The organism is Paenibacillus sp. VCA1 (genome assembly GCF_031583795.1).
GTDB lineage: Bacteria > Bacillota > Bacilli > Paenibacillales > Paenibacillaceae > Paenibacillus_AQ > Paenibacillus_AQ albilobatus.
The window spans coordinates 112866-124281 of record NZ_JAVLSX010000012.1 but is presented as its reverse complement, the minus strand read 5'-3'; the positions used below and the strand labels follow the sequence as shown (position 1 = coordinate 124281).

The window sequence follows — 11416 nt, the reverse complement described above, 5'->3', positions numbered from 1 at the left end:
TCCTCCAGTATGGTTCGGGAATATGGTCATCCCTACCTATAGATCGTCTTCATCCTGATTTTTCTTACGGTAAAACGTGATCAAAAGCGCAGGAATGAGCGAGGCGGCAAAAAGCACGGCTCCCAATATGACGGCATTCATTATAGAGGTTTCGGAAAAAAGCGCAACAGCCGCGAAAACGGTTATTCCCGCAGCCAGCGGACCGATGACCGCTTTGCCATAAGAAAAAGGCTTGCGGCCCGGCCGTTCCGACTCGACTGCGGTCCGGAGCCTGGAATAGGAAAGCACGATCGCCGTAATGAGCACAAGCAGCCACAGGGGGTTGCTCCGGGCATGCTCGTAACCGTTCCGTGTGCCGTCAACCGCCAAAATGAGGATGATTCCCAACGTTTGAACAAGAAATGCGGTTTTGATATGCTTCAGGTTTTCAAAAACAATTCTTTCATCGGTTACTTTCTTCATTATTTTTCCCCTCCCGAGTCTACCCAAAACAGGTCGTCCAGCGTCCGGTTCAGGGCGTAGCAAATATCCAAACATAATTTCAATGAAGGATTGTAGGCGCCTTTTTCGATCAGGCTGATCGTTTGGCGGGTGACACCCGTTTTGTCCGCCAGCTGCTGCTGGGTTAAATCCGCTTGAACTCGCGCCATTTTTACCTTGTTCACCAATAAGCATCGATACCTCCTTTGATTAAATTGTAATATATATTTTACATTTTGCAATATATAAATTACATTTTTTGATCAGGATTTTGCAAAATCACCAGGTATAGATTTCATTTTAGGGATAAACGATACATTAGAGTTCCGCAATATCCCAATGATAAGTTTTCCTCATGATAGGGATAGCAAATCGGTATTTCCCTTCCTCGCAGGCCGACTTTATAGTGAGCGTATAAGAACACCGAGTGAAAACAAAGGGGATGGCAATGCCATGATTTCAAGGGAATCTGCGGCTCCGCGCAGAAAAAGGAACACAAACGCATTTATGTTGGGGATCGGCCTGACGCTCATTTTATCCTTGCTCGCCAAAGGGCTGTCGCTGCTTCCGTTTTTGAGCATTATGGGTCAGCTGGTTCTGGCCATTATTCTCGGCATGGTCTACAAGGCGGCAGTCGGCGTGCCGGAATCGATTATGCCGGGCGTAGGTTTTTCCAACAAAAAGCTGCTTCGCTTCGGCATCATCCTGCTGGGGATGCGGCTGAATTTGGTGGATATCGCCCATGCCGGGCCCAGGGTCATATTGATTGCCGCGATAAATATTACGGTAACGATTTTCGTTGTATACGGACTGGCGAGACTGTTTAAAGTGGACCGCCCGCTGGCGCTTTTGACGGCATGCGGGACGGCCATTTGCGGCGCCGCCGCGGTTGTGGCCATCGCGCCACTGATCAAAGCGAGGGAGCAGGAAACGGCCGTTGGAGCGGCGACCGTCGCGATCCTCGGCACGCTGTTTACGCTCGTTTACGTCGGCTTGTACCCGTTTCTCGGGTTGACGCCTTCGGCATACGGAGCGTTTGCGGGAGGCACGCTGCACGAGGTGGCGCATGCGATCGCGGCTGCGGCGCCCGGCGGCAAGGAAGCGGAGGACATGTCCGTCATCGTCAAGCTGACGCGGGTTGCGCTTCTGGTTCCCGTCTCGCTGTGCGTCGGATATTGGGCTAGCCGCAAGCAGGAAGGGACGGCACAAAGAAGCAAAATCCAAATTCCGTGGTTCGTGCTCGGGTTCCTGCTAATGAGCGGCGTCAATTCGCTTGGCGTCATCCCGCATGCCGTGACCGCGCAAATCATTAACCTCGCTTACATCCTGATCGCGATGGCGATGGCGGGGCTCGGTCTGAACGTGGACTTTGCGTTTTTTCGCCGCAACGGGGTAAAACCTTTCGCAGCCGGCGTATTGGGGTCCATCGTGCTCGCCTGCCTAGGTTTTCTGCTTGTTCATGCGCTGGGTTTCATATAAGTCAAAACATCGGCAAACACGAAAAACGGCCTCGTTATGGGGGCCGTTTTTCGTATTCTCTCTGCTCTAGCCTTTTTTCAAACAGTCTCGTCCGTGCCTCATTCCGTCTCGTCCCCGTCAAACCCGTTGATCAGGTCGGTTCCATGCATATCCTCGATGGTCGCCACAGGGTCGATCGGGCTGTCCTTCTGGATGTCGTCCGCGTCCGGCACGTCTTCCAATTCGGTATATTCTTCGCCGATTTCGTCGGAAGCAGGCCCGACCGATGGCTCGGGAGGCGTATTATTGCGGCGGCCGCCAAGCTCGGGGCTCATGTCCGAGCGGACATAAAATGCCGCATCGGCCGGATCGGGCTCGCTGGTGATGCTTTGCACCGTTTCGGCGTTCGCCTCGCGGAGATCAGCGTCAGGCAGGCCGTCTTCCACGGGATGTTCTCCCGCGTTTTGATAACGTTCATAGGTCCAGTCCGCTTCGGATTTGTATTTGTCAGGCATTCGGGTACCGCCTCCTTTTCATGAAAGATGCCGTAAAACGCAATCTGAAATCGTATTTATCCTTTTGGGGTTCATATTTACCCTTACCCGAAACAAGGGGAAATAAACCTGGGGGAGTAAAGGCAAAAGCTCCCGTGTTCAGCGTAAATCCAAGTATTTCGAATTCAAGAAATTGCGTAAAATACCAGAATCGAACATAATAAACCCAAGAGATTTTTAGGAAATTTCGGCGAATATTGTCGGTCTGCCTCTAAAACATTTCACATCTTTTGGGGTGTCCTATGAAAAATTCGATCATCAAAGCGCTCCTCATCCCGATCCTGGTCATCCCGGTTTTGTTCGGATGCCTCCCGCATTCCGTCTTGGCGGCTTCGGCCGCCGAAGCGGAGGTTGTCCAGTGGGGCTGGGAGTTTAAATGGAGCATGCCGACCACCGCCCAAGAAAACGAAGGAGGAGGCTGGCAGCGCCTCGATTCCTTGCGAAAACTTCCGGACCGGCGGCTCAAAGCCAACGAGGCGTGGTATCGGACAATCGTGCCCGACCTTCCTTCCGAGGCTTCGGCGCTGCTCCTGAAAAAGGTGTACGGCGAGCGCATCGCGGTTTACCTGGACGAGCGGAAAGTCTATGAGCAGAGCCGAGGTTACATGTACGACGTTAGTAAAATTTTGCTTCCGTTAAGCCCGGACGACGAAGGGAAAACATTGCGCGTTCAGATCGTGTCGGAGAAGGAACGCGACCGGATCGGCATCGGGGGAGAGGTTCTTGCCGGTGACTATCCGACGCTTTTGGAACAATATGTAAAATCGAATCTTGACGATTTGATCCTGGGCAGCTCTATGGTTTTTCTCGGCGTCATGATGCTGATTCCCGCCTTGTTCATGCGGAAAAGCCACTTGGCCAGCTGGCTCGCTTTAACGGCGGTGCTGACGTCGACCGGCATTTTAATATTGACGTACTCCCCGCTTTTGTACGGCCTGTTCAACCGGTACGGGCAGTGGTTTTTGGTTATGTTCGACGCGGCGCTTCTAACGCTGCTGCCTTCGACGACGTTTTTCTTTGAAAAAACGGTCGGTGCGGGATACAGGCAGCTGATCCGGCATTTTCGGAAATTCCAGGTTTTTTATTCGGCGTTTTGCCTCATTCTTCTGACGATCAACGTTTCGCTGCACGACCGCATCATCGGCATATACGACCTGTTTTCGGTCAAAATGCTCGGCTACCTGATCATTGCCCAGGTCCTTTTGCTGATCGCGAGCTCCGTCTATTATGCCGTCAAAGGAAACCGGAACGCTTTGATTTTTACGCTCGGATTTGCCGTGTTCGGCTTGACCGTGCTGGTTGAAATGACATGTTATTTAGCCAGCGGCGGAAAATACGAGCTTTTTTGGTGGAAATGGGGCGTGCTCGGATTTGCCGTTGCGCTGATTGCCGCGCTCGGCCTTCAATTCGCGGAAAACCACAAGCAGATTCTCGTCTATTCGAAGGAATTGGAAAGATTCAACACGGAGCTGCAGCGGTCGGAAAAAATGGAGATTATCAGCGAGCTTGCGGCATCCGTTGCGCATGAGGTCCGCAATCCGCTGCAGGTCACGCGCGGGTTCCTCCAGCTGCTTCAGAAAAAGTCCGCCAGCAAGGAAAGGGAGTATCTTGAACTCGCATTGGAAGAGCTTGACCGGGCTTCGGGCATCATCACCGATTTCCTTACTTTTGCCAAGCCGGAAATCGAACAGGTGCAGCTGCTGGACCTGGCCGAAGAGTTCCGGCATATCGAAGGCATTCTGAATCCGCTGGCCAACTTCAATGGCAGCAAAATCACGTCGGATATCCCGCCGGGGCTATACGTTCAAGGGAATTCCTCCAAGTTCAAGCAGGCATTTATCAATATCGTCAAAAACAGCATCGAGGCGCTGCACGAGGAAGGGCAGATCCATATTTGGGCTTACGCCCGGGACGGGGGAATCGCCATCCATATCCTCGATAACGGCGAAGGCATGGAACCCGCCGAAATGGCAAGGCTCGGCGAGCCTTATTTCTCCAATAAAACCAAAGGAACCGGTCTGGGGCTGATGGTAACGTTCCGAATCATCGAAGCGATGCAGGGACGGATCGAATTTATGAGCGAAAAGGGGCTGGGGACCGAGGCCGTCGTTCGTTTTCCCGAACCAAGCAGCGAAACAGGACCAACATAACGCAGCGCAAAAAGACGCCGAGTCGCCAGGGCGTCTTTTTGCGCACTTTAGATGAGCGTTTCGCTCGTACCGCCGCTTCTTAAATCACTCCAAGCCACAAACAAGCTGAGTGCGGCGGCGATCAAAAACAAAATAGCCGAAATCAGGGCGATTTCGTTTCTTTGTCTCGTCGGTATAACGCCTCCGGTACCTCCAGCACCTCCGACACCTCCGCCGACGCCTGCTCCTCCGCCGCCGATGCTCCGTGTTTTTACCGGTTTTACTTGCTTCACGTGCAGACACTCCTTTGGACCCAATGGCATTTGCAAGTATAGTACGTATTGAGCACATTGTAGATTATGTCGGCGGGAAGTCTACCGTTCCGGAATGGGGCGAAAATGTACGGATCAGCAAAACAAAGCCCGGCCTCTTTATGCAAAAGAGCCCGGGCTTCGCTGCCGGTCAGGCTTCAGGCTTTGCCAATCGCAAAGCTGACGATGAGGATGACCAGGACGATGGACGTAATGATGACGTACAGTTTGTCGCCTTCACGCGCGAACACCCAAATCGAAATCGCGACGCGCAGCACCGGCGTAAGGATCAGAAGCATCAATCCTACCGTAATGACGGCATAGGGCTTGAATTGGATCAACCCGCCGAAAATATCATGCAGATTATGCGGATAAAATTCTCCCGGGTAGCCGCTTTCGCCCCGGATAAAAAGCAGGATGAGGCCAAGGATAATGACGCAGGCGCTGATGATGACGCCGACCCGTAGCCAGCGGCTGACGGCAAGCTCGACGTCCTGAATTTCGCTGTTTTCGTTCATGCTACAGCCCCACTCCTTCATAAATCATTTGAAACGCCACATAAAGAAGAACCGGGATAAACAGCATGCGGATCGTTTTGCTTTTCAGCCGCTGCATGATTTGCGCCCCGATGGTGGCCCCGGCCAAAACCCCAAGCGCGACCGGACCGGCGATATGCGGATCGATGTCCCCGCGCAGCAAATAAACGCCCGCGCTGGCCGCCGCGGTGACCCCCATCATGAAGTTGCTGGTCGCGGTGGACACCTTCAGCGGCAGCTTCATGAATACGTCCATCGCCATCACTTTGAAGCTGCCGCTGCCGATTCCGAGCAGTCCGGACACGATGCCCGCGCCGTACATGACGCCGAAACCTCCGTACACGTTTCCTACATTATAAGAGATCTGCTGCTGGGCCGCTTTATCGTAGTAGCTGCCCGCCAGCTTCAATTTGGCGGCGGCGGGATGCATGCTGACCTGCTCCTGCTGCGCGCCTTTTTTCCTTTTGATCATATTCACCGCCGAATAGACAAGCAAAAGACCGAAAATGATATAAAGCAGATTGGGGGCGATCAATCCTCCGATAAAAGCCCCGGTAATCGCGCCGACCGTGGTGGCGATTTCCAAAAACATGCCGACGCGAAGATTGGTGATCCGGTCGCGTATATAAGCGATCGCCGAACCGCTCGACGTCGCGATAACGGAGATGATGCTGGCGCCGATCGCGTGTTCGATGCTGACGCCGAACAGCAGCGTCAAGGCCGGGGTCACGATGATGCCTCCTCCCAGCCCCAAAACGGATCCGACGATGCCAGCCAAAACGGAGATCAGAAGGATTTCCAGCGAAAACATGACCAAAGGTAGACACCTTCCTCTCGATAATAGTGAATCCGATTGCTTTTCACTCCGCGATGCTTGTAAACTGGGAGTAGATTGATTTGACAACCGATTCGATTCCCGGTTTATTATACAACGATTGTAAAATAATTTATATACAATCGGTCATTTTTATTTTTATTTAATTTACATTGTAAAGATTAGCGCATCCGATGGATATGCGTTGATCATAAGAAAGAGGGGAAGGCAGATGCGGTTTAAACATTTGGACGAAAAGGACGAGATGATCCTGAAACATTTGCTCGACAACGGCAGACTGAGCCACGCGGAGCTCGGCAGGCTTGTCAATCTGACGCGTGCAGCCGTGCGCGAGCGGGTAAACCACTTGATGGAGCAAGGGATCATCGACAAATTTACGGTGACGGTCAATCCGATCAAAGCCGGGAAAAACATGTCCGTTTACTTTAACATCGACGTGGAATGGAGCCTGCTGGAGAGCGTCGCCGAGCAGCTTTTGAGCGATGAGGAGATCACCAGCGTATACCAGATGAGCGGCGGCCCCCACCTGCATGTCCATGCCTTGATGGACGACCAGGAGCATGTCGAGCGATACCTTGCGAGACTTCGAAAGCTGGAAGGCATCACGGGCGTCCACAGTGAATTTTTGATCAAACGTTTCAAGGAAAGGGAAGGTCTCCTGATCTGATTCCTTTTGCCTACAGTATGTCCGGTTCGGCCGCGCCGTACCCGAGGGCTGCCCGCCGTTTCCTAAAAGGACATAATCGAAAGAAGCCATATATAGTGACAGAAGCGGAAGACGATATCGATTTGCGGCGTGAACCGGGGAACATCGAGGTGTGGGAAAAGGATCAAAAGCAGGTTTGGTTCTGGGAGAAACTGAGCGGGCTGCAAAGAGCAGAATTTTGGAAAGGCTGCGGCAAAAAAAACATGGCCCTGGACGATACGGATCGTTAAGGGCCATGCGGTTTGGAATTATTGTTTGGGTTCTTCGCCTTCGCCGGACCAGCGGTTCAGCTGTTGATCCGAAGGCAGCAGGAAGGTCAGGACGCCGAGAAGCGGCAAAAAGCTGCAAATGGCCATGACGGTGTTGACGCCGGCAAGGTCGATCCATTTACCGAGCACCAACGCCCCAAGACCCCCTAAACCGAAAGCCAGGCCGGTAATGAGGCCGGAGACGGTGCCGATTTTGCCCGGAAACAGCATCTGGGCATACACGACGGTGACCGAAAAGCTCGAAAAGACGATCAAGCCGAGCAGCGCAAGCAGGATGCCGACGCCCCACAGCCCGACATGAGGCAGCAGCAAGGCGAGCGGAGCGGCCAGGACCATGGAAGCGAAAATGACGTTTCGTTTGCCGATCCGATCCGCGACGGGACCGCCGAAAAAGGTGCCTACGGCTCCGGCGCCGAGAAACAGGAAAATGAAAATTTGGGCGTCGTCGACGCTCAATCCGAAATGATCGATCAGATAAAACGGAAAAAAGGTGCTGATCGAGGAGCTGTACCAGGACCGGACGAAAACGAGCACGACGAGCATGACGATCGCAAACCGGACCTTGGAGCGAACCTCGGGCTTCAGCTGGCGGGCTTGGGCTTTTTTCTTGACCTGGGCTCCGCTTCGCAGTTTGTTGCCGTACCATCTGGCGATGTAGAGCTGAACGGCAATACCCGCCCCGGCAACGAGGGTGAACCAGATCGAACCGAAAAGTCCAAGCGGAATAAAAATCCACATCGTCAGCATCGGAGCGAGCGACTGCCCCGCGTTTCCTCCGACTTGGAAGATGGATTGGGCCAATCCTCTGCGCGTGCCCGAAGCCATGTGGGCGACCCTGGATCCTTCGGGATGGAACGCAGCCGAGCCGAGTCCGACAAACACGACCGCCAGCAGCACTGCGGGGTACGAGTGGGCGAACGCGAGAAGAAGCATGCCCGTGAACGTAAATCCCATCCCGATCGGCAGCAGCGCCGGCTTCGGCTTGCGGTCCGCGAACCAGCCGACCACCGGCTGCATGATGGAAGACGTAAAGTTTATGGCAAAGGAAATCCAGCCGATCTGCGTATAGTTCAAATGCATCGAGGAACGCAAAATCGGAAAGATCGCCGGGATAACCGACTGAATCGAATCATTGAACAAATGAACGAGACTGACCGCAATCAGGATGCGGAAGACGGTAGAGCCGGCATCGGCGCCGGCAAGGGGCTGCCGTCCTTTTTGCGGCGCGGCGGTTTGAACGGTGGGAATGGACATGTTGGCCTCCTGGTCTCATCGAATGGTTAAGGAGATTATATGACAAAAAAAGGGTATGCGTATACCCTTTTTACCAGACTAATTTCGGGGGCTCCCCGCAAAGCACCTGATTCAGCTTCGAAGCCAAAGGCCCCACTTTGCCGGTTATTTTATAATGACCCCGCCAAAAGGAATGATTTCGCGCAAAATCCGTTTAAAAAGATTGTCCTGATCCATTTCTTCCCGCAGACGGCTTCCCGTGGGTCCCGCATGGAAAAGCACCGTGCCGACGCCCGTCATTTTCCAATGGTAGTTCATATGCTGGCTGGCCAGCGTGTTGCCGTAGACGGTCAATTCCAGTTTGGCGTTTTCGGGATAGGCGAAGAGGCTGCGGGCGTCCACGTAAAGCGGCTCGGAGGGATGAAGCTCGGCTTCGTAGACGGCGCCTTCCGTCAGCAGCCCGACGGTGCCCGCGCCCGAAAATTTCATTTTGATCGCATCTTTCGTGATCAGCATGTTTTTGATATGCAAAATCCGCGACTGCATTTCGATCCCCGAGCTGTAAAAGAAAATATTGCGGAAGTCGTACAGCAAATCGCTGCCTTCCCGAAGCTCCACGGTTTTGACGGCAAACCCGGAAGGCAGGGCGGCGGTAAACTCGCATGGTCCGCAGAAATCCGCCTGAATCAGCTTCTTTTTGCGGTACATGCCCTTCATGTTCATCAAACGGTCGCTGCGGCCGTCGGAAGGCCCCCGGTACGTAATGATTTGCTCGGGATGAAGAAAATGCGCGGTCTCGCCCGGGTTTAGGGAAAAATCGACGGCTTGGCCGATTCCGCCTCCGGACTCCCGAATGTCGATATTCAAAAACCTTTCCCCTTTCTGGCTCGAAAATAACGCTAACGCCGCAATTTGCGGTTGGAGCGCCGCATGAAAAACCGCAGCACGCGGATCCCGATAAAATAACCGGCCACCAGCAAAACGACGGTGATCAGCATATTTTTGAATTTGCGGGCTTTGGCGTCCTTGCGGTCGCTTTCATCCTTCAATTGGTTTACCGTTTGGGCCAGCTCGCGGTTTTGCTCCAAAAGCTTCGCATTCTGTTCCTCGTACGCTTTTGCGCTTTGCTTGGCCCGGTCGAGCTCGTCCAACGTCTGCTCGTAGCTTTTCTTCAGCTCGTTCACTTCGCCGGGCAGCCCGGAAAACTTCTCCACGCCATTATAAAAGTCCTCAAAATAGTTTGCGCTTGCGGCGGACCCGGCCGGAAACGGGGCGCAGGCAAGGCAAAAAAAGATTACGGCCGTACGCAGCAAAGCGGCGTCCATCCGCCACTGTCGTTTTTTCATCATTACACCACCTGATGCATAAAATGGAACGAGCCCGGTTGTTTCGCTTTCGCCTCCGGACGTTTATATCGTTTCTAGGGGTTCTGCTCATCTCCGCGATTACGGCTGTACGAAGCTTGTACATGTTTGCACATAGACAGCGGACGTCCTCCAAGGAGCGCAGGCGCTGCGAGAATGCCGGGACGAAAGATTACGCAAAACGTTAAGGAGTGGATTAGCTATGGAAAAAGAACATCAATACAAAAAAATGCTCATCACGGTCAACGGAAAACCGGTCGGCAGGGAACTGTGGATCGACAAAATCACCTACGCGAAGGCAACGATGCACGAACAACCCGAAAAACCTTGCAGTCAGGGGCCTGAGACAGCCTGAGCGCCGCGTCATGCGACAGCCTGATCCGACCTTTTTTTCATCATATCATATCCGTACGTAAAAGTCCGAAATCCGGTGGGTTTCGGGCTTTTTTGCCGTTTTTGCGGAATTGGGCCGAAAGTGTGAAGTTTGCTGCGCATCCGCTAAAATTATATTTTTATTTCAACCCATAATTACACATTTCGACATTTATTTTTGTGTAGTTCTTATATACTATAATGGGTATTGGGTAGGTCTTTTTGCGCATTTGAGCAAGGATGGGGGGGAATTAAAAAATCGCCAAAAATGTTCGCCGGCTGTTGAAATTATGCTAACATGAAAGAAATATATCGCACGAACATACGTTCCATGACATCTTAATGTCAACCAAACTTGGTACGATATAAAGATGACATGTAAAGGGGTGAAATCCATGCATTCAGGTATTCAGGAAAATTTCACATGGAACCGCGGTCATATTCTTGCAAGCGGCTCCAATAAAGTCACTTTGTTGGTTGAATGGTTCGGGGGATCCTTCCGCCAATCAAGAAGAAGAAATACGCCCAAACTGATCGCCCAAGACGTGCAGCTGCACTTATGGCTTGAACCGCAAGTTACCTTGGTCCGGATCCACGGAGCGAAGGCTATGACAAACCTGGGTCAATCACTAATGATTCCTCTTGGTGATCTGTATGATGGCGTGAAGCAGTTTCTGGCCATCGAGCTTGCTCTTCAGCCCCAAGGTGCCGGCATGCATGGCGTTTTGTCTGCTCAATGGAAATTCAAAGAAAGAAACAAGGAGCGCATTAAGGAACTTCCTGTGAAGGAATTATATATGAACTACACGTACCATACCGGATTGTTACAGGAGCCGGAAAGCTTTCATGTCAGAAAACACGTCATGCTGCTGGAAACCCAGAGCATTTTGAAGGAAGCGATCCGCTTGTTCGAGCATGGTGACATTGAACGCGGAGAATGGCTGCTGCGCCGGAAAGGAGACGAGATGCTGATCGAAGCGGCGCGCCATACGGACGAACGGTTGCTGGAGGAGGCGGACATGCTTTACCAGCTCAGCGAACATTACGTCGGGACTTACCGGAGCCAAAAGGTTCTTATCGTTAAAAATGGCTAGTCCCGGTTTTGAAGGAGCCGGCCTGCGGTTCATGTCAGTGGCCGCAAGCGGATCTAGGTTTTTCTGGCAGGATTC

15 protein-coding genes are annotated in these 11416 nt (G+C 52.7%); 6 read left to right on the top strand and 9 right to left on the bottom strand.

Annotated elements, in window-relative coordinates:
• Positions 1-36: 36 nt before the first annotated feature.
• Both RJP21_RS24540 and RJP21_RS24535 read right to left on the bottom strand, forming a co-directional pair.
• The gene (locus RJP21_RS24540) at positions 37-462 is read right to left on the bottom strand and encodes a hypothetical protein (protein WP_310861633.1); all 426 of its coding nucleotides are present in this window, start codon (positions 460-462) and stop codon (positions 37-39) included.
• Positions 462-650: a helix-turn-helix transcriptional regulator gene (locus tag RJP21_RS24535; RefSeq protein WP_310861677.1), complete on the bottom strand. Its 189-nt coding sequence runs from the start codon at positions 648-650 to the stop codon at positions 462-464. The genes RJP21_RS24540 and RJP21_RS24535 overlap by 1 nt, the downstream gene beginning before the upstream one ends.
• A gap of 283 nt (positions 651-933) precedes the next feature.
• Between RJP21_RS24535 and RJP21_RS24530 the strand changes: the two genes are divergently transcribed.
• On the top strand, positions 934-1959 hold the full coding sequence (locus tag RJP21_RS24530; protein WP_310861632.1) for a YeiH family protein: 1026 nt from the start codon (positions 934-936) through the stop codon (positions 1957-1959).
• A gap of 98 nt (positions 1960-2057) precedes the next feature.
• On the opposite strand, the gene RJP21_RS24525 is transcribed toward RJP21_RS24530, so the two are convergent.
• Positions 2058-2453, bottom strand: coding sequence for a hypothetical protein (locus tag RJP21_RS24525; protein WP_310861631.1), 396 nt, complete (start codon positions 2451-2453; stop codon positions 2058-2060).
• 281 nt (positions 2454-2734) lie between these two features.
• Between RJP21_RS24525 and RJP21_RS24520 the strand changes: the two genes are divergently transcribed.
• A complete protein-coding gene (locus tag RJP21_RS24520; protein WP_310861630.1) occupies positions 2735-4642 on the top strand; it encodes an ATP-binding protein in 1908 nt (635 codons plus the stop codon).
• 47 nt (positions 4643-4689) lie between these two features.
• Here RJP21_RS24520 and RJP21_RS24515 read toward each other — a convergent pair whose 3' ends face one another.
• From RJP21_RS24515 to RJP21_RS24505, 3 genes are all read right to left on the bottom strand, one after another.
• Positions 4690-4914, bottom strand: a complete 225-nt coding sequence (locus tag RJP21_RS24515; RefSeq protein ID WP_310861629.1) for a hypothetical protein — start codon at positions 4912-4914, stop codon at positions 4690-4692.
• 176 nt (positions 4915-5090) lie between these two features.
• Entirely contained in the window at positions 5091-5450 is a 360-nt protein-coding gene (locus tag RJP21_RS24510; protein ID WP_310861628.1) for a DUF1634 domain-containing protein, read from the bottom strand.
• Position 5451: 1 nt separating this feature from the next.
• Entirely contained in the window at positions 5452-6279 is an 828-nt protein-coding gene (locus RJP21_RS24505; protein WP_160043763.1) for a sulfite exporter TauE/SafE family protein, read from the bottom strand.
• A 235-nt stretch (positions 6280-6514) separates the two neighbouring features.
• Between RJP21_RS24505 and RJP21_RS24500 the strand changes: the two genes are divergently transcribed.
• Together RJP21_RS24500 and RJP21_RS24495 are read left to right on the top strand one after the other, a co-directional pair.
• Entirely contained in the window at positions 6515-6970 is a 456-nt protein-coding gene (locus tag RJP21_RS24500; RefSeq protein WP_160043764.1) for an Lrp/AsnC family transcriptional regulator, read from the top strand.
• 95 nt (positions 6971-7065) lie between these two features.
• Complete coding sequence (locus RJP21_RS24495; protein WP_310861627.1) at positions 7066-7239, top strand: hypothetical protein; 174 nt, start codon at positions 7066-7068, stop codon at positions 7237-7239.
• Between the two features lie 18 nt (positions 7240-7257).
• Here RJP21_RS24495 and RJP21_RS24490 read toward each other — a convergent pair whose 3' ends face one another.
• The 3 genes from RJP21_RS24490 to RJP21_RS24480 form a co-directional block, all read right to left on the bottom strand.
• Complete coding sequence (locus tag RJP21_RS24490) at positions 7258-8532, bottom strand: MFS transporter (protein ID WP_310861626.1); 1275 nt, start codon at positions 8530-8532, stop codon at positions 7258-7260.
• A gap of 144 nt (positions 8533-8676) precedes the next feature.
• A complete protein-coding gene (locus RJP21_RS24485; RefSeq protein ID WP_397386274.1) occupies positions 8677-9378 on the bottom strand; it encodes an AIM24 family protein in 702 nt (233 codons plus the stop codon).
• Positions 9379-9410: 32 nt separating this feature from the next.
• A complete protein-coding gene (locus RJP21_RS24480; RefSeq protein ID WP_310861625.1) occupies positions 9411-9857 on the bottom strand; it encodes a hypothetical protein in 447 nt (148 codons plus the stop codon).
• Between the two features lie 220 nt (positions 9858-10077).
• Here RJP21_RS24480 and RJP21_RS24475 point away from each other — a divergent pair, with 220 nt between their 5' ends.
• Positions 10078-10230: a hypothetical protein gene (locus RJP21_RS24475; RefSeq protein WP_160043769.1), complete on the top strand. Its 153-nt coding sequence runs from the start codon at positions 10078-10080 to the stop codon at positions 10228-10230.
• Positions 10231-10642: 412 nt separating this feature from the next.
• Complete coding sequence (locus RJP21_RS24470) at positions 10643-11341, top strand: hypothetical protein (protein ID WP_310861624.1); 699 nt, start codon at positions 10643-10645, stop codon at positions 11339-11341.
• Positions 11342-11416: the final 75 nt, after the last annotated feature.

Coding starts and splice junctions, on each gene's coding strand:
- RJP21_RS24490 (WP_310861626.1), bottom strand. CDS start 8,532: ATGTCCATTCCCACCGTTCAAACCGCCGCGCCGCAAAAAGGACGGCAG.
- RJP21_RS24475 (WP_160043769.1), top strand. CDS start 10,078: ATGGAAAAAGAACATCAATACAAAAAAATGCTCATCACGGTCAACGGA.
- RJP21_RS24510 (WP_310861628.1), bottom strand. CDS start 5,450: ATGAACGAAAACAGCGAAATTCAGGACGTCGAGCTTGCCGTCAGCCGC.
- RJP21_RS24500 (WP_160043764.1), top strand. CDS start 6,515: ATGCGGTTTAAACATTTGGACGAAAAGGACGAGATGATCCTGAAACAT.
- RJP21_RS24520 (WP_310861630.1), top strand. CDS start 2,735: ATGAAAAATTCGATCATCAAAGCGCTCCTCATCCCGATCCTGGTCATC.
- RJP21_RS24530 (WP_310861632.1), top strand. CDS start 934: ATGATTTCAAGGGAATCTGCGGCTCCGCGCAGAAAAAGGAACACAAAC.
- RJP21_RS24480 (WP_310861625.1), bottom strand. CDS start 9,857: ATGAAAAAACGACAGTGGCGGATGGACGCCGCTTTGCTGCGTACGGCC.
- RJP21_RS24470 (WP_310861624.1), top strand. CDS start 10,643: ATGCATTCAGGTATTCAGGAAAATTTCACATGGAACCGCGGTCATATT.
- RJP21_RS24540 (WP_310861633.1), bottom strand. CDS start 462: ATGAAGAAAGTAACCGATGAAAGAATTGTTTTTGAAAACCTGAAGCAT.
- RJP21_RS24505 (WP_160043763.1), bottom strand. CDS start 6,279: ATGTTTTCGCTGGAAATCCTTCTGATCTCCGTTTTGGCTGGCATCGTC.
- RJP21_RS24535 (WP_310861677.1), bottom strand. CDS start 650: ATGGCGCGAGTTCAAGCGGATTTAACCCAGCAGCAGCTGGCGGACAAA.
- RJP21_RS24525 (WP_310861631.1), bottom strand. CDS start 2,453: ATGCCTGACAAATACAAATCCGAAGCGGACTGGACCTATGAACGTTAT.